The sequence below is a fragment of the Burkholderia sp. LK4 genome, from assembly GCF_001043615.1.
In the GTDB taxonomy this organism is placed as follows: domain Bacteria; phylum Pseudomonadota; class Gammaproteobacteria; order Burkholderiales; family Burkholderiaceae; genus Burkholderia; species Burkholderia cepacia.
The window spans coordinates 45,707-60,324 of record NZ_LDUL01000069.1; the positions used below are offsets into that span (position 1 = coordinate 45,707).

At 68.1% G+C, this 14,618-nt stretch carries 16 protein-coding genes and 1 tRNA gene; 8 read left to right on the forward strand and 9 right to left on the reverse strand.

Features of this window, described 5'->3' with window-relative positions; genetic code table 11:
• Positions 1-104: 104 nt before the first annotated feature.
• Positions 105-1,142 carry an NAD-dependent epimerase/dehydratase family protein gene (locus VK92_RS30490; RefSeq protein WP_048022596.1) on the forward strand — a complete coding sequence of 346 codons (1,038 nt, stop codon included), beginning with the start codon at positions 105-107 and terminating at the stop codon, positions 1,140-1,142.
• Here the strand turns inward: VK92_RS30490 and VK92_RS30495 are convergent.
• Together VK92_RS30495 and VK92_RS30500 are read right to left on the reverse strand one after the other, a co-directional pair.
• A complete protein-coding gene (locus VK92_RS30495; protein ID WP_021160766.1) occupies positions 1,125-1,313 on the reverse strand; it encodes a hypothetical protein in 189 nt (62 codons plus the stop codon). The two genes, VK92_RS30490 and VK92_RS30495, sit on opposite strands and share 18 nt — an antisense overlap.
• A 106-nt stretch (positions 1,314-1,419) precedes the next feature.
• Entirely contained in the window at positions 1,420-2,136 is a 717-nt protein-coding gene (locus tag VK92_RS30500) for a pseudouridine synthase (RefSeq protein WP_048022595.1), read from the reverse strand.
• Between the two features lie 114 nt (positions 2,137-2,250).
• Here VK92_RS30500 and copC point away from each other — a divergent pair, with 114 nt between their 5' ends.
• The 4 genes from copC (at position 2,251) to VK92_RS30520 (ending at position 5,288) form a co-directional block, all read left to right on the forward strand.
• Positions 2,251-2,625: a copper homeostasis periplasmic binding protein CopC gene (gene copC / locus VK92_RS30505; protein WP_048022594.1), complete on the forward strand. Its 375-nt coding sequence runs from the start codon at positions 2,251-2,253 to the stop codon at positions 2,623-2,625.
• A 68-nt stretch (positions 2,626-2,693) separates the two neighbouring features.
• A complete protein-coding gene (locus VK92_RS30510) occupies positions 2,694-3,194 on the forward strand; it encodes a DinB family protein (RefSeq protein ID WP_048022593.1) in 501 nt (166 codons plus the stop codon).
• Between the two features lie 179 nt (positions 3,195-3,373).
• Positions 3,374-4,147 (forward strand): SDR family oxidoreductase, encoded by a 774-nt coding sequence (locus tag VK92_RS30515; protein WP_021160770.1) that lies wholly within the window; start codon positions 3,374-3,376, stop codon positions 4,145-4,147.
• A gap of 211 nt (positions 4,148-4,358) precedes the next feature.
• A complete protein-coding gene (locus VK92_RS30520) occupies positions 4,359-5,288 on the forward strand; it encodes a LysR family transcriptional regulator (protein ID WP_048022592.1) in 930 nt (309 codons plus the stop codon).
• 98 nt (positions 5,289-5,386) lie between these two features.
• Here the strand turns inward: VK92_RS30520 and VK92_RS30525 are convergent, their stop codons facing one another.
• Positions 5,387-6,283, reverse strand: coding sequence for a LysR family transcriptional regulator (locus VK92_RS30525; protein ID WP_048022591.1), 897 nt, complete (start codon positions 6,281-6,283; stop codon positions 5,387-5,389).
• A 106-nt stretch (positions 6,284-6,389) separates the two neighbouring features.
• Between VK92_RS30525 and VK92_RS30530 the strand changes: the two genes are divergently transcribed.
• Positions 6,390-7,280: an alpha/beta fold hydrolase gene (locus VK92_RS30530; RefSeq protein ID WP_048022590.1), complete on the forward strand. Its 891-nt coding sequence runs from the start codon at positions 6,390-6,392 to the stop codon at positions 7,278-7,280.
• A gap of 37 nt (positions 7,281-7,317) precedes the next feature.
• On the opposite strand, the gene VK92_RS30535 is transcribed toward VK92_RS30530, so the two are convergent.
• Both VK92_RS30535 and VK92_RS30540 read right to left on the reverse strand, forming a co-directional pair.
• Positions 7,318-8,217 carry an SDR family oxidoreductase gene (locus VK92_RS30535; protein WP_048022589.1) on the reverse strand — a complete coding sequence of 300 codons (900 nt, stop codon included), beginning with the start codon at positions 8,215-8,217 and terminating at the stop codon, positions 7,318-7,320.
• Between the two features lie 40 nt (positions 8,218-8,257).
• Entirely contained in the window at positions 8,258-8,995 is a 738-nt protein-coding gene (locus VK92_RS30540) for an SDR family oxidoreductase (RefSeq protein ID WP_048022588.1), read from the reverse strand.
• Between the two features lie 117 nt (positions 8,996-9,112).
• Here VK92_RS30540 and VK92_RS30545 point away from each other — a divergent pair, with 117 nt between their 5' ends.
• Positions 9,113-10,015, forward strand: a complete 903-nt coding sequence (locus VK92_RS30545) for a LysR family transcriptional regulator (RefSeq protein ID WP_048022587.1) — start codon at positions 9,113-9,115, stop codon at positions 10,013-10,015.
• A gap of 36 nt (positions 10,016-10,051) precedes the next feature.
• On the opposite strand, the gene VK92_RS42630 is transcribed toward VK92_RS30545, so the two are convergent.
• The 4 genes from VK92_RS42630 to VK92_RS30560 all read right to left on the reverse strand — a co-directional run bounded on the left by VK92_RS42630 (position 10,052) and on the right by VK92_RS30560 (position 12,718).
• Positions 10,052-10,219, reverse strand: a complete 168-nt coding sequence (locus VK92_RS42630; RefSeq protein ID WP_021160775.1) for a hypothetical protein — start codon at positions 10,217-10,219, stop codon at positions 10,052-10,054.
• 148 nt (positions 10,220-10,367) lie between these two features.
• Positions 10,368-10,452 (reverse strand) — tRNA-Leu (locus VK92_RS30550).
• A 96-nt stretch (positions 10,453-10,548) separates the two neighbouring features.
• Positions 10,549-11,706 carry an ABC transporter substrate-binding protein gene (locus VK92_RS30555; RefSeq protein ID WP_021160776.1) on the reverse strand — a complete coding sequence of 386 codons (1,158 nt, stop codon included), beginning with the start codon at positions 11,704-11,706 and terminating at the stop codon, positions 10,549-10,551.
• Between the two features lie 70 nt (positions 11,707-11,776).
• A complete protein-coding gene (locus VK92_RS30560) occupies positions 11,777-12,718 on the reverse strand; it encodes a CysB family HTH-type transcriptional regulator (RefSeq protein WP_014896306.1) in 942 nt (313 codons plus the stop codon).
• Positions 12,719-12,932: 214 nt separating this feature from the next.
• Here VK92_RS30560 and VK92_RS30565 point away from each other — a divergent pair, with 214 nt between their 5' ends.
• Positions 12,933-14,612 (forward strand): nitrite/sulfite reductase, encoded by a 1,680-nt coding sequence (locus tag VK92_RS30565; protein WP_021160777.1) that lies wholly within the window; start codon positions 12,933-12,935, stop codon positions 14,610-14,612.
• Positions 14,613-14,618 lie beyond the last annotated feature (6 nt).

Sequence of the window (14,618 nt, forward strand, 5' to 3'; positions counted from 1 at the left end):
ACCAAACTAGAACAAAATGTGGGGACCGTGCATGTCGGGCACGGCAGCTACAATGCAAGCCCGTTGCGCGTCGCGCAACGGTGGCTACTGATTTCGCAACCAACATGATCGCGACTCGAATCCTGCGCCGGCCGCGCGCACTGATCGTCGGCTGCGGCGACGTCGGCATGCGCTGCGTGGCGCAATGGCGCGACACGCACCGCAACCTGCGGATCTTCGCGCTGACGAGCCACCCGGCCCGCCGCGACGAACTGCGTGCCGCGGGCGCGACGCCGATCGTCGGCGACCTCGATCGCCGGGCGACGCTCGGCCGCCTCGCGGGCCTGGCCCGCACGATCCTGCATCTCGCGCCGCCGCAATCCGACGGCCGCGACGACCGGCGCACGCGTGCGCTGATCGCCGCAACGACCGTGCCTGCGCATCGTCCATCGACTCCGCCGGCACCGGCGGTCGGCCGGCTCCGAACGCTGCGCACCGCTGCACGGCAGGTCGGCGCACCCGTTCGGGGAGCGCGTATTGTACCCGACGGCCTTCGCGCGCCGAGGCTCGTCTATGCGAGCACGACGGGCGTATACGGCGACTGCGGTGGCGCGCGCATCGACGAGACGCAGCCCTTGCGCCCCGCGAATCCGCGCGCGTTCCGACGCGTGTCGGCCGAGCGGCAACTTCGCGCGGCGACGGTGCGCGGCGTGCTGTCCGCGCGCATCGTGCGCATTCCGGGCATCTACGCGGCGAACCGCCTGCCGGTCGCACGGCTCGAGCGCGGCACGCCGGCACTCGAACCGGCCGACGACGTCTACACGAACCACATCCACGCGGACGATCTCGCGGCGATCCTGCGCCGCGCGGCCGAACGCGGCAAGCCGGCGCGCGCCGTGCACGCGTCGGACGACAGCGAACTGCGGATGGGGGAATATTTCGACCGGGTCGCGCAGGCGCTCGGCCTGCCGAGGCCGCCACGCGTCAGCCGCGCGGACGCCGAGCGCCAGCTCGAGCCGACCCTGCTGTCGTTCATGCGCGAGTCGCGGCGCCTGTCCAACGCACGGCTCAAGGCCGAATTGTGCGTGACGTTGCGGTATCCGACCGTAGACGATTTCCTTCAAACGCTCGCGCCGGGCAGCGCATCAGGTCAGCGCCGGTAATGCCTCGATCAGCAGGAAGCACAGCAGCGCGCCGATCAGCGCGCCAATCAGGTTCGGATGATATTTGTGCTTCGCGTGCATCATGGCCAGCAGGCCGCCGATCACGATGACACCGACGACCGCGAACGCGATCATCATGTACGACAGTTCGAAAGTATGGTTGACGTTCATGGTATCTCCCCCTGCATCGCTGCTCGTGCAGCTTGTGATTTCAGTATAGCGGGGGAACATGCGGCCGAGACGCGGCCGGGCACCGAACGGTCGTGCGGATTTTCCCTTACAGGGTTTCGACGGGATTGCGCAGCGCTGAAAGGTCGGCGTCATCGAGCCAGCGCCACGCACCCGGCGCGAGATCGCCCGGCAGCGCGAAGCCGCCGATGCTTTCGCGATGCAGCGCTTCGACGCGATTGCTCGCCGCCGCGACCATGCGCTTGACCTGGTGATACTTGCCTTCGAGGACGGTCAGCGCGAGCGCATGCGGTGCGCGCGCGTCGGCGGCGACCGCCGCGATCGGCTTCGGCTCGCCGTGCAGCTGCACGCCGGTGCGCAGCGCATTCAGCTGCGCGTCGTCGAGCGGGTGGCGCACGGTCGCCACGTAGGTTTTCGGCACCTTGCGCTTCGGCGACGTGTACGCGTGCACGAACTGGCCGTCGTCCGACAGCAGCAGCAGGCCCGTCGTGTCCTGGTCGAGACGTCCGACGCACTGCACGCCGCGCGCGACGAGCGGCGCGGGCAACAGGCTGAACACGCTCGCGTGGTGTTGGGGGTCGCGCGAACACTCGTAGCCGGCCGGCTTGTTGAGCGCGAGATATGCGCGCGCGTGGAACGGCCACGCCGTATCGTCGACCGAGAACACAAGGCCGTCGGTATCGAACGCGGCGTCGGGGTCGGTCGCGCACGCGCCCGCCACGCTGACGCGGCCCGCTTCAATCAGGCCGCGGCACTGGCGGCGCGAGCCGAAGCCCTGGGTGTAGAGAATGCTTTCGAGATCCATAGCGCGCGCATTCTATCAAGCGGCGGCGCGCGGCCGGCGTGAACCCGCATGCGCTGGTAAGCTGCCGGTACGCCGCGCGGGGCGCGGCGCCCGTTCACTCTTCACGGAAAGTCCATGCCTTTCGCTTCGTTCCCGTTCGGCCGCAAGGCTGCCGCCGTCATCCTCGCCGCAACCGTCTCGTCGGTTGCGTTCGCGCACGCGCATCTCGCGAAGAGCGACCCGGCGGCGGGCGCGGCGGTGGCCGCCGCACCGGCAGCCGTCACGATCGATTTCACCGAGCCGCTGGAGCCGGCGTTCAGCTCGATCGTCGTCGTCGACGGCAACGGCAAGACGGTGTCGGACGGCCGTGCGCGCGTCGACGCGTCAAACCGCAAGCGGATGACGGTGCCGCTCACGGCGGCCGGCACGGGCGCCTATACGGTGAAATGGGTGGCCGTCGCGCCCGACGGGCACCGCACGCAGGGCGCGTACGGCTTCAGCGTGAAGTGACGTGACGCAACGGCGGCGGCAGGCCCGTGCCAGGGCTGCCGTCGCTTCCATTCGACAGGGAGTCCCGCATGAATCCGACGACGCTCGACGCACTCGCCGATTTTCCCCGTCAGCTCGAAGCGCATTTCGCGGCCGTCCCCGACGGCTACGCGCGCTGGACGCCCGGCGACTGGGCCGGAATCCCGAGCGAGCACTTCTCGCCGCTCGGACAGCTCTGCCACGTGCGCGACATCGAGACCGACGGTTATCACGTGCGGCTGCGGCGGATGCTCGACGAAGACCGGCCGCTGCTCGTGTCGATCGATGGCGACGCGCTCGCGATCGAGCGCCGCTACAACGACGCGTATGCGTCCGACGTGCTCGCGGCGATCCGCGAAGCACGGCGCGAGACGCTCGACCTCGTGTCGCGCCTCACGCCCGAGCAGCTCGCACGCACCGGGGAGTTCGACGGTTACGGCTCGCTGACCGTGCGCGGGCTCGTCCACTACCTGTGCAGCCACGACCAGCAGCATCTGGCCGGCATGCAATGGCTGCTCGGCAAGATCGACGCGACGCTGTACGCGCGCTGAGCCGGCCGGCATCCGCGGCATCGATCGGCGATTCCGGAAATCCTGTCGGTGCGGCAGGCCACATTACGTTGCGGCGATTGGACAGATTTTCTGGATAATCCATCCAGCCGTGGCCTGCTGACCGGTGCGTCGCGCATGCCTACACTCCAGGATTCGTTCATCGAGAAAAGGAGTCCACCGTGGCAATTCATACGCTCGCAGACAAGGTCGTCCTGATCGCAGGCGGCGCAAAGAATCTCGGCGGCCTGATCGCCCGGGATTTGGCGAGCCACGGCGCGAAGGCAGTGGCGATTCACTACAACAGCGCCGCATCGCAGGCACAGGCCGAGGAGACGGCCGCCGCGGTGCGCGCGGCCGGCGCGGAGGCTGCCACGTTCCAGGGCGACCTGACGACGGCCGCCGCGGTCGAGAAGCTGTTCGACGACGCGAAACAGCGCTTCGGCAAGATCGACATCGCGATCAACACGGTCGGCAAGGTGCTGAAGAAGCCGTTCACCGAGATCAGCGAGGCCGAGTACGACGAGATGTTCGCGGTCAACAGCAAGTCGGCGTTTTTCTTCATCAAGGAAGCGGGGCGGCACCTCGAGGATCACGGCAAGCTCGTCACGCTCGTGACGTCGCTGCTCGGCGCGTTCACGCCGTTCTATGCGGCGTACGAAGGATCGAAGGCGCCGGTCGAGCATTTCACGCGTGCGGCGTCGAAGGAATACGGCGCGCGCGGGATCTCGGTGACGGCCGTCGGGCCGGGTCCGATGGACACGCCGTTCTTCTATCCGGCCGAGGGCGCCGATGCGGTCGCGTATCACAAGACGGCGGCCGCGCTGTCGCCGTTCAGCAAGACGGGGCTGACCGACATCGAGGACGTCGTGCCGTTCATTCGCCATCTCGTCACCGACGGCTGGTGGATCACGGGCCAGACGATCCTGATCAACGGCGGCTATACGACCAAATAAGCGACCAAGTAACCGGCCAAGTAACCGGCCGGGCAACGCGCCGCTTCGGCGGACGTCGCGGGGTGCGGCGTGCACCGCAATGGCGCGTTTGCGTGGACAATGGACGGGCGTGCGGCCTTGCGGCTGCGCGCCCGTTTTTCTGTGCCGCCGAACCTTGCCGCGACGCGCGACAGCCGGCGGCGACGCGTTTCCGAACCTACGTTCCCTGCCGATGGACAAGCTGGATCAGGTCAGAATCTTCCTGCAGGTTGCCGAGATGGGCAGCTTCATCAAGGCCGCGCACGCGCTCGACGTGCCGCGCGCGACCGTGTCGGCGGCCGTCCAGCAGCTCGAGACGGGGCTCGGCACGCGCCTCCTGCATCGCACGACGCGCCAGGTGCAGCTGACGGCCGACGGCGCGTTGCTGCTCGAACGCGGCCGGCGCCTGCTCGCGGAAGCCGACGAACTCGACCGCTTGTTCCGCCGCCGCGACCGCGACGTGATCGGCCGGCTGAACGTCGACGTGCCGAGCCGGATCGCGCGCCGCATGGTGGCGCCCGCGCTGCCGTCGCTGTTTCGCCGTTACCCGAAGCTGCAACTGTCGCTCGGCTCGACGGATCGGTCGATCGACCTGGTGCAGGAGGGCGTCGACTGCGCGATCCGCGTCGGGCGGCTCGCGGACAGCAGTCTCGTCGTGCGGCCGCTCGGGCAGTTCACGCTGATCAACTGCGCGAGCCCCGACTACCTGCGCGAATGCGGCGTGCCCGAGCATCCGGATGCGCTCGCGCACGGACACTGGGCGATCGGCTATGCGTCGCCGACGACCGGGCGTGAACTCGACTGGGAATACTGTTCGGACGGCCAGCGGTACACCCTCACGCTGCCGAGCCGCGTGATCGTCAACAACGCCGAAACCTATATCGCCAGCTGCATCGCCGGGATGGGGCTGATCCAGATTCCGCGCTTCGACGTCGAGCATCTGCTCGACAGCGGCGCACTCGTCGACGTGATGCCCGGCCACCGTGCCGCGCCGATGGACGTGTCGGCCGTGTATCCGCATCGCCGGCACCGGTCGAGACGGCTCAACGCGTTCATCGAATGGTTCGCGGAGTTGATGGCGGATGCGCTGAATGGCACGGGCGCGACCGCGACCGGCGACTGAAGACCGGCGACCGAAAGGGGCGCCGCGCCCGCACGCGCCGACCGCGATCGGCGGGGGCGCGCCGGCGGCATTCGACATCCATTGCGACCGGCGCGCGTTCAGTCGGCGTGTGCGGAGAACTGCCGCGTGCGCCCGGTGGCCCGCACCGCGTCGATCAGCGCGGCGCCGGCGCCGTCGGGCTTCGACGCGAACGCGTAAAAGCGCGCGGCCGGCAACGCCGGCAGGCCGTCTTGCGGCCCGCATTCGCGCAAGCCGTCGCGCAGCTGGCTGCGCGCCAGCGCGGTGACCGCGAAGCCGGCGAGCGCGGCCGACACGCAGCCGGCCATGCTGCCGCTCTCGAACAGCACGCGAAACGGGCGCAGCGCGGCGGCGAGTGCCGCGACGGCGGCTTCGCGATAAACGCACGGCTGCGGAAACAGCGCGAGCGGCACGTCGCCGCCGGCATCGAGCGTGCGATCCGACGCGAACGCCCACACGAGCGGCTCTTCCCACAGCAGTTCGCCCGGCGTGTCGACCTGCCGGCACTGCTTGCCGAACACGACGTCGAGCCGGCCGAGCGTCTGCTCGCGCAGCAGCGACGCGGTGATGCCGACCTTCAGTTCGATCGACGTGCGCGGATGGCGGTCGCGAAACGTGCGCAGCACATGCGGCAGCCACGCGCCCGCGAAATCCTCCGACGCGCCGACCCGCAGCGGCCCGTGCGCCGGCGCGCCGCGCAGCCTCGCGCGCACTTCGCGCTCCATGTCGACGATGTTGCGCGCGTACGCGTACAGCGTGTCGCCGGCCGGCGTGAGCGCGATGCGGCGCGTGGTGCGCGCGAGCAGCACCGTGCCGGCCGCCTGTTCGAGCCGCTTGATGTGGCCGCTGACGGCGGACGGTGTCAACGCAAGCCGTTCCGCGGCCGGCGCGAACCCGCGGCTGTCGACGACTTCGAGGAAGGTGCGCAGCAGCGTGATGTCGAGCGCGCTCGACGCGGGATCGGTCAGCGGTTCCATGGTTCGATTCAACACAATATGCGAAGAGTGAACAATGATACTCCGCGAATCGTGATGAACGACCGGCCTACCATCGTCCACTCGGATCGACCCAACGGAGTGCACGATGACGACCTACGCGCATGCGACGACCGCGTCGCTCGATATTGCCTATCTCGAATGGAACCCGCGCGGCGAGCGCGTGGCGGTACTGCTGCACGGCTGGCCGGACAGCCCGATCGGCTGGGGCGCCGTGGCGGCGACGCTTGCCGCGCGCGGCTACCGCGTGCTTGCGCCTGCGCTGCGCGGCTTTGCGCCGACGCGCTTTCGTGACGCATCCGTGCCGCGCAGCGGCCAGCTCGCGGCGCTCGGTCGCGATGTGCTCGACTTCGTCGATGCGCTCGGCCTCGAGCGACCCGTGCTGGTCGGGCACGACTGGGGCGCCCGGGCGGCCGCGAACGCGTGCGGGCTGCGCGATGACGCCGCATCGCATCTCGTGATGCTGTCGGTCGGATACGGCACCAACGACCCCGGGCAGCCGCTGTCGCTGCAGCAGGCGCGCAATTACTGGTATCACTGGTTCATGGCGACGCCGCGCGGCGAGCAGGCGTTGCGCGACGATCGCCGCGCGTTTGCCCGTTTGATGTGGGACACGTGGTCGCCACCGGGCTGGTATCGCGACGGCGATTTCGAGGCGGCGGCAGCCGCGTTCGACGGGCCCGACTGGATCGATGTCGTCCTGCACTCGTATCGGCATCGGTGGGGATTCGCGCCGGGCGCGCCGGCCCACGCCGGTGACGAAGCGCGCTTGAATCCCGCGCCGGTGCTGGCATTGCCGACGCTGGTGCTGCACGGCGGCGCGGATACCTGCAATCATCCGGACAGCTCGGCCGGGCGTGAGCGCTTCTTCATGGGCCGCTACGCGCGGCAGGTGCTGGACGGTGTCGGCCACTTTCCGCAGCGCGAGGCGCCGGCGGCCGTTGCGGAAGCGATCCTCGGGTTCTGCGAGCCGCGCTGATGCGCGCCGGCGTGCCCGGCGCCGGGCGCGCATCGGATCAACTGCCGACGCGGGCGGCCAGCAGGTCGGCGAGGCCGATGTTCCTGAACATCTCGCGGCGCACGCGATCGCCGACGCGGAACACCTCCTCCGCGCCGTCCTGCGACGGATCGACGAATACGCGGTACGGACGCTTGCCGGCGGGCGCGGCGACGATGTCGGCAATCGCCGTCGCGACGGTGCCGGCATCGGCGTCTGCCGGTTCGAGCGCGGCGAGGCCCTGCAGCGCCTGCCCGGCGACGCCCGCATAGGGGCCGTCGTCGTACGCGGCCTGCACGGCCGCATCGGCCGGCTTGCCCGCATGGGCGAAGTGATTCGTGCCATGGGTGAAGGCGCCCGGCACGACGATCGACGTCTCGATACCCCAGCGGGCGAGTTCGGCGGCATAGGACACCGCGAGCGAATCCATCGCGGCCTTCGCGGCAAAGTAAGGGGCGAGGAACGGCGGCGTGCCGCCGCGTGCGGAGGACGACGACACCCAGACGAGCAGGCCGCGGCCCTGACGGCGCAGGTGCGGCAGCGCCGCGCGGTTGACGCGCTGGGTCGATACGACGTTGATGTCGTAGAGCTGGGCGATCTGCTCGGGCGTGAACGCTTCGGCCGGACCGAACACCATGTGGCCGGCATTGTGGACGATGACGTCCAGGCGGCCGTTGTCCGCGATCACGCGATCGATGGCGGCAGCGACGGACGCGTCGTCGCCGACGTCGAGCTCGACGGTGCGCAGGTCGACCCCGTGCGCCTGCGCGTAGGCCGCAATGGCGGCGACGCGCGGCGCGTTGCGGCCGCTGCTTTCGCGCATCGACGCGTAGACGGTATGGCCGGCGCGGGCGAGCGCCTGGGCCGTCAGCAGGCCGAAGCCGCTGGACGCACCCGTGACGAGAATGACTTCCTTCATGATCTTTCTCCGGTAAGCGAGGGGCGAGGCAGGCGGCCCGTCAGCACATGCCGCCGTTGGCGCGCAGGATCTGGCCGTTGACCCACGCGCCGTCGGGGCCGGCGAGGAATGCGACGACGCGCGCGATGTCGTCGGGCTGGCCGAGCCGCTCGAGCGGGTTCAGCTTCGCGAGCCGCTCGACGAGTTCGGGGCTCTTGCCCTGCAGGAACAACTCGGTTGCGACCGGTCCCGGCGCGACGGCATTCACGCGAATGCCGCGCCCGCGCATTTCCTGCGCGAGCACCTGAGTCAGGCTTTCGACTGCCGCCTTGCTGGCGACGTACACGCCGTAAGTCGGCATGCGCATGCCGATCACGCTGGTCGACAGGTTGATGATGCGTCCGCCGTCGCGCACCCGCCTGGCCGCTTCGCGGCATACGTTGAAGGTGCCTTTCACGTTGATGGCGATCGTTTCGTCGAAGAGTGCATCGTCGCAGTCGGCGATGGTCGCCAGCTTCATCACGCCCGCGGAATTGACCACGACATCCACGCTGCCGAATGCCTCTTGCGCGGCGTCGAACAGCGCGGCCACGGCCGCCGGGTCGGCGACGTTCGCCTGCACCGCGACGGCATGGCCGCCGTCGGCGACGATCGCGTCGACCACTTCGCGGGCCGGGCCGGCGCTCCCTGCATAGTTGACGATGACCCGGAAGCCGTCCCGGGCGAGCTGGCGCGCGATTTCCGCGCCGATGCCGCGCGACGAACCCGTGACGAGGGCGACCTGTTGCGATGTGCTCATGTCCTGCTCCTTGGTTTGTGAGTGCCGTGCGATCCGGCGACAGGACTAATGTAGGCTTCCTCGGTCAATAAAAATAATGAATAATCGGAAGATCAAGAATGACTGAAAGTATGTCTTATGGCATTCGACAGCAGGCTTTTGAGCGGGATCGGCGTGCTCTCGGCGGTGATCGAGGCGGGCACCTTCGCGCGCGCCGGCGAGGCGATGGGGCTGACGCAGCCGGCGGTGAGCCGTGCCGTTGCCCGGCTGGAAGAGCGCGTCGGCATCCGGATCTTCAACCGCACGGCGCGCGCGATCACGCTGACCGACGAGGGCCGGCGTTTCTATGAGGCGGTCGCGCCGCTGCTGGCCGGCATCGAGGAGGCGGCGATCGACGCCGGCCAGTCGAAGGCGCGTGTCAGGGGGCGGCTGCGCGTCAATGTCGACGCGACCTTCGGTCACTACGTGCTGGCACCGAAGATGGCGGAGTTTCTCGACCGCTTCCCCGACCTGTCCGTCGAGATCAGCGTGCGCGACCGGATGGGCGACCTCGTCGCAGACGGGTTCGACGTGGCCGTGCGATTCGGCATTCCGGAACCGTCGTCGTATCGTGCGCGGCTGCTGCTGGAAACGCGCGTGCTCACCTGCGCGTCGACAGCCTATGTCGCGCGTCATGGCGAACCGCGGCATCCGCGGGACCTCGCGGACGGGCACCGTTGCGTGCTGATCCGCGACCCGGTGACGGGGCGGCCATTCGAATGGGAATTCCATCGCGGCAAGGAAGTGGTGCCGTTCGATGCCGCCGGCCGGCTGATGGTCAACGATACGGGCATGCTGCTCGGTGCGTGCCTGGGCGGCGTGGGGATTGCGCAATTACTGGAACTCTATGCGCGGGACATCCTGGCTGAAGGGCGGCTGGTGCTGCTGTTGCCGGAATGGGCGGACGAGACGTTCCCGCTTTACGCGTATCACCACGCGTCAAACCTCGTCTCGGCGAAGGTGAGGGTGTTTCTCGACTTCGTTCGCGAACTGATGGCCTGAGCGCGAGGCACGGCAGGCGGCAGGCCGGCAGGCGCTTCATTCGGTGCGATGCGGGATGTTGTCCGGGAACGGATACGGTGCGTGCGGGCCCGGCCAGTCAGGCACCGGCGGCGCGGTCAGGACGTCGCATCCGCCCAGCACGAGCACGAGCGCCACGGCGAGCACGCGGCGGCGGAGCGGGGATGAAATCGTGCGCATGGACATGGCGTGCCTCCGTGCCGCGCATCCTCATGATGCTTGGACTGTTGCGCGGGGGCGCGCGTTGCGGCGCGTGCGGCAAAAAACAAAAAACCCGCGAAGCGGCGAGCTTGCGCGGGTTTCGACAGATGCAGCGCACGACGCTGCGAAATACTGGTGCCCAGGGCCGGAATCGAACCGGCACGCCTTGCGGCGGGGGATTTTGAGTCCCCTGCGTCTACCAATTTCACCACCTGGGCTTGATCCTGGCCGCGCATGCGATTGTGCGCGGCGAAACGCGGATTATGTCTGAAATCCCGACGCCGGGCAAGCTGCCCCGGTGCCGGTCGCGCACGTTACTGGCTCAGGTAGACGAACCGGCCCTGCTTGACGATCCCCATCACGCTCGCGCGCTGATCGAGCCCCACATGATCCTTGTCGCTGGTATTGACGACGCCGTTCGGCACGACGAGCTCGTGCGCGCGTTCCAGTTCGCGCCGCAGCGCCGCACGGAACGCGGGCGTGCCGGGCTGAGCGGCCTTCAGCGCGCGGCCGACCGCATCGGCGAGGCGCGGGTAGACGCCCGCCGCGTCGCCCGCGAACTGCGTGACCGTGCCGGCGCCGTATTTCGCCTCGTACGCGTCGACGAACGCGAGCGCGGCCTTGCGGGCCGGATGATCGGCCGGCAGCGTGCGCGCGACGACCACCGGCTGGGTCGGGAACAGCGTCCCGTCGACGTCCTTGCCGCCGAGCTTGATGAATTCCGGCGTCGCGATCCCGTGCGTCTGGTAGACCGGGCCCTTGTAGCCGCGCTCGATCAGCGTGCGCTGCGGCAGCACGGCCGGCGTGCCCGAGCCCGCGATCAGGATCGCGTCGGGTTTCGCCGCGATCAGCTTCAATGCCTGGCCCGTGACGCTCGCGTCGGTGCGGTTGTAGCGCTCGGTCGCGACGACGCGGATCTTGCGCAGGTCCGCGAAGCGCGTGAACTCGTTGAGCCAGCTGTCGCCGTAGCTGTCCGCGAAGCCGATGAAGCCGACCGTCTTCACGCCGTGGTTCGCCATGTAGCGCGTCATCACGTCGGCCATCGCGCGGTCGCTCTGCGCCATCTTGAACGCCCAGGTCCGCGCGCCTTCCTGCGGCTCGACGATCGCGCCGGAACCGACCAGCGTGATCATCGGCGTCTGCCCGGCCGCGACCGCGTCGAGCGCCGCGAGCGCGGCCGGCGTGATGTTCGGCCCGACCACGACGTCGACGTGATCCTCGTCGACCAGCTTGCGGATGTTGCGCACCGCGGTGCCCGGGTCGGATGCATCGTCGAGTACCGTCACCTGCACGGGCTGCCCGGCGATCGTCTTCGGCCACATCAGGATGGCGTTCTTGCTCGTGATGCCGATCGCGGCGGCCGGGCCGGTCGACGACAGGTCGACGCCGACCTTCAGGTCGGCATGGGCGGCGGCACAGGCGAGCGCGAGCGCGCCGGCGGCGGCGCGGCGCAACAGGGCGGGAAGCGTCATGCGGGATTCTCCGTCGGGCAACGAAAAGGGGCGCGGTTCGGATTCGCGCCCCTGTGTTTATACAGGCCGGTCAAAGCTCGTACGATTCGGATTCGCCCTTGAGCGCCTGTTCGATCAGCTTGCGGTTCAGCGTCGGCGACAGCAGTTCGACGAGCGTATACACATAGCTGCGCAGGTAGGCGCCCTGCTTGAGCGCGACACGCGTCACGTTGCTGCCGAACAGGTGGCCGACCGGGATCAGCCGCAGGTTGCGGTCGCGCTCGGGATTGAACGCGATGTCGGCCATGATCCCGACGCCGAGACCGAGTTCGACGTAGGTCTTGATCACGTCGGCATCGATCGCCTCGAGCACGATGTCCGGCGACAGCCCGCGCAGCGCGAACGCATGGTTGATCTTCTTGCGGCCCGCGAACGCGTCGTCGTACGTGATCAGCGGGTACTGGGCGAGATCGTCGAGCGTGACCGGCTTGCGTTCGAGCAACGGGTGGTCGGCCGGCACGACGGCCGCGTGATGCCACTGGAAGCAGGGCAGCGACACGAGCTCCTTGTAGTCGGAGATCGCCTCGGTCGCGATCGCGAGATCGGCCTGGTCGTGGATCACCATCTCGGCCACCTGCGTCGGGCTGCCTTGCAGGATCGACAGGTGCACCTTCGGGAAGCGCTTCTTGAATTCGGCGATCGCGGCCGGCAGCGAGTAGCGGGCCTGCGTGTGGGTCGCGGCGATGGTCAGGTTGCCCTGATCCTGTGCTGCGTAATCTTTCCCGACCCTTTTAAGGCTTTCAACCTCCTGAAGAATCCGCTCGACCGACGCGAGGATGATCCTGCCCGGCTCGGTGAGCGAGCGCACGCGCTTGCCGTGCCGCGTGAAGATCTCCACGCCGAGCTCGTCCTCGAGCTCGATGATCGCCTTCGATACCCCCGGTTGCGACGTGTAGAGCGCCTTGGCGGCCTCGGTGAGGTTGAAATTCTGCCGGACGGCCTCGCGCACGAAGCGAAATTGGTGCAGGTTCATTTATAACCCTTCCGCATATCAACAGAATTTTTTAGTCGTTTGAAATATAAGGCGAGTTTATTACGATTCACCGGAGTTTTTCAAATATGGATATCTGTTTTCGTCATTAGCAATCCATCCGCCAGCGGATGGGGGCGGTGACGGCGGAACGGAGATTCGGGCGCGACGTGGCTAGGACGTCGCGCGGTCACCACGAAAACCCTGGGGTCCCCGAATGTATCAGTACGACCAATACGACCAGACGATCGTCGATGAGCGTGTCGCGCAGTACCGCGATCAGGTGCGCCGCCGGCTGTCGGGCGAGTTGAGCGAAGAAGAATTCCGTCCGCTGCGCCTGCAGAACGGCCTGTACATGCAGCGCCACGCGTACATGCACCGCATCGCGATTCCGTACGGCAACCTGCGCAGCGACCAGCTCCGGATGCTGGCGCGCATCGCCCGCGAACACGACCGCGGCTACGGCCACTTCTCGACCCGCTCGAACATCCAGTTCAACTGGATCAAGCTCGAGGAGACGCCCGAGATCCTCGCGAAGCTCGCGTCGGTGCAGATGCACGGCATCCAGACGTCGGGCAACTGCATCCGCAACATCACGGCCGACCAGTTCGCCGGCGTCGCCCAGGACGAAGAGATCGATCCGCGCCCGTGGTCGGAAATCCTGCGCCAGTGGTCGACGTTCCATCCCGAATTCGCGTGGCTGCCGCGCAAGTTCAAGATCGCGGTGTCGGGCTCGAAGGACGACCGCGCGGCCGTGCAGATTCACGACCTCGGCGTGTACCTGAAGAAGAACGCGCAGGGCGAAGTGGTCGCGAGCATCCTCGCGGGCGGCGGCCTCGGCCGTACGCCGATCATCGGCGCGGTGATCAAGGAAGACCTGCCGTGGCAGCACCTGCTGACCTACTGCGAAGCCGTGCTGCGCGTGTACAACCGCTACGGCCGCCGCGACAACCTGTACAAGGCGCGCATCAAGATCCTCGTGAAGGCGCTGTCGCCCGCGAAGTTCGCGCAGCAGGTAGAGGAAGAGTGGCAGCACCTGAAGGACGGCCCGTCGACGCTCACGCAGGCGGAAGTCGATCGCGTGTCGCAGTACTTCCAGCCGCCCGTCTACGAGAAGCTGGCCGACACCGACGCATCGTTCGAACAGCACCTGCTCGAGAACAAGGCGTTCGCGCGCTGGGTCGAGCGTAACGTCGCACCGCACAAGGTGGCCGGTTATGCAGCCGTCACGCTGTCGCTGAAGGATCACCGCATCGCGCCGGGCGATGCGACCGACCAGCAGATGGACCTGGTGGCCGACTGGGCCGACGCCTACTCGTTCGGCGAGCTGCGCGTGTCGCACGAGCAGAACCTGATTCTCGCGAACGTGAAGAAGCGCGACCTGTTCGAGGTGTGGGAAAAGGCGAAGGCGGCCGGTTTCGCGACGCCGAACATCGGCCTGCTGACCGACATCATCGCGTGCCCGGGCGGCGACTTCTGCTCGCTCGCGAACGCGAAGTCGATCCCGATCGCGCTGGCGATCCAGCAGCGCTTCGACGATCTGGACTACGTGTACGACCTCGGCGACCTGTCGCTGAACATTTCCGGTTGCATGAACTCGTGCGGTCACCACCACGTCGGCAACATCGGCATCCTCGGCGTCGACAAGGACGGCGCCGAGTGGTACCAGGTGTCGCTCGGCGGCGAGCAGGGCACGGGCCGGAACGGCGCGCGCCTCGGCCGCGTGATCGGGCCGTCGTTCTCGGCGGAGGAAGTGCCCGATGTGATCGCGAAGCTGATCGACACGTTCGTCGAATCGCGCGTCGACGGCGAGCGCTTCGTCGACACGTACGACCGCATCGGCATCGCGCCGTTCAAGGAGCGCGTGTATGCGGCGCGCCAGGCAGTGAACGCGTAACCAACC

Excerpts from the sequence above, each read along its gene's own strand:
- VK92_RS30490 (WP_048022596.1), top strand. The coding sequence starts at position 105 with ATGATCGCGACTCGAATCCTGCGCCGGCCGCGCGCACTGATCGTCGGC.
- VK92_RS30495 (WP_021160766.1), bottom strand. The coding sequence starts at position 1,313 with ATGAACGTCAACCATACTTTCGAACTGTCGTACATGATGATCGCGTTC.
- VK92_RS30500 (WP_048022595.1), bottom strand. The coding sequence starts at position 2,136 with ATGGATCTCGAAAGCATTCTCTACACCCAGGGCTTCGGCTCGCGCCGC.
- copC (WP_048022594.1), top strand. The coding sequence starts at position 2,251 with ATGCCTTTCGCTTCGTTCCCGTTCGGCCGCAAGGCTGCCGCCGTCATC.
- VK92_RS30510 (WP_048022593.1), top strand. The coding sequence starts at position 2,694 with ATGAATCCGACGACGCTCGACGCACTCGCCGATTTTCCCCGTCAGCTC.
- VK92_RS30520 (WP_048022592.1), top strand. The coding sequence starts at position 4,359 with ATGGACAAGCTGGATCAGGTCAGAATCTTCCTGCAGGTTGCCGAGATG.
- VK92_RS30525 (WP_048022591.1), bottom strand. The coding sequence starts at position 6,283 with ATGGAACCGCTGACCGATCCCGCGTCGAGCGCGCTCGACATCACGCTG.
- VK92_RS30530 (WP_048022590.1), top strand. The coding sequence starts at position 6,390 with ATGACGACCTACGCGCATGCGACGACCGCGTCGCTCGATATTGCCTAT.
- VK92_RS30535 (WP_048022589.1), bottom strand. The coding sequence starts at position 8,217 with ATGAAGGAAGTCATTCTCGTCACGGGTGCGTCCAGCGGCTTCGGCCTG.
- VK92_RS30540 (WP_048022588.1), bottom strand. The coding sequence starts at position 8,995 with ATGAGCACATCGCAACAGGTCGCCCTCGTCACGGGTTCGTCGCGCGGC.
- VK92_RS30545 (WP_048022587.1), top strand. The coding sequence starts at position 9,113 with ATGGCATTCGACAGCAGGCTTTTGAGCGGGATCGGCGTGCTCTCGGCG.
- VK92_RS42630 (WP_021160775.1), bottom strand. The coding sequence starts at position 10,219 with ATGTCCATGCGCACGATTTCATCCCCGCTCCGCCGCCGCGTGCTCGCC.
- VK92_RS30555 (WP_021160776.1), bottom strand. The coding sequence starts at position 11,706 with ATGACGCTTCCCGCCCTGTTGCGCCGCGCCGCCGCCGGCGCGCTCGCG.
- VK92_RS30560 (WP_014896306.1), bottom strand. The coding sequence starts at position 12,718 with ATGAACCTGCACCAATTTCGCTTCGTGCGCGAGGCCGTCCGGCAGAAT.
- VK92_RS30565 (WP_021160777.1), top strand. The coding sequence starts at position 12,933 with ATGTATCAGTACGACCAATACGACCAGACGATCGTCGATGAGCGTGTC.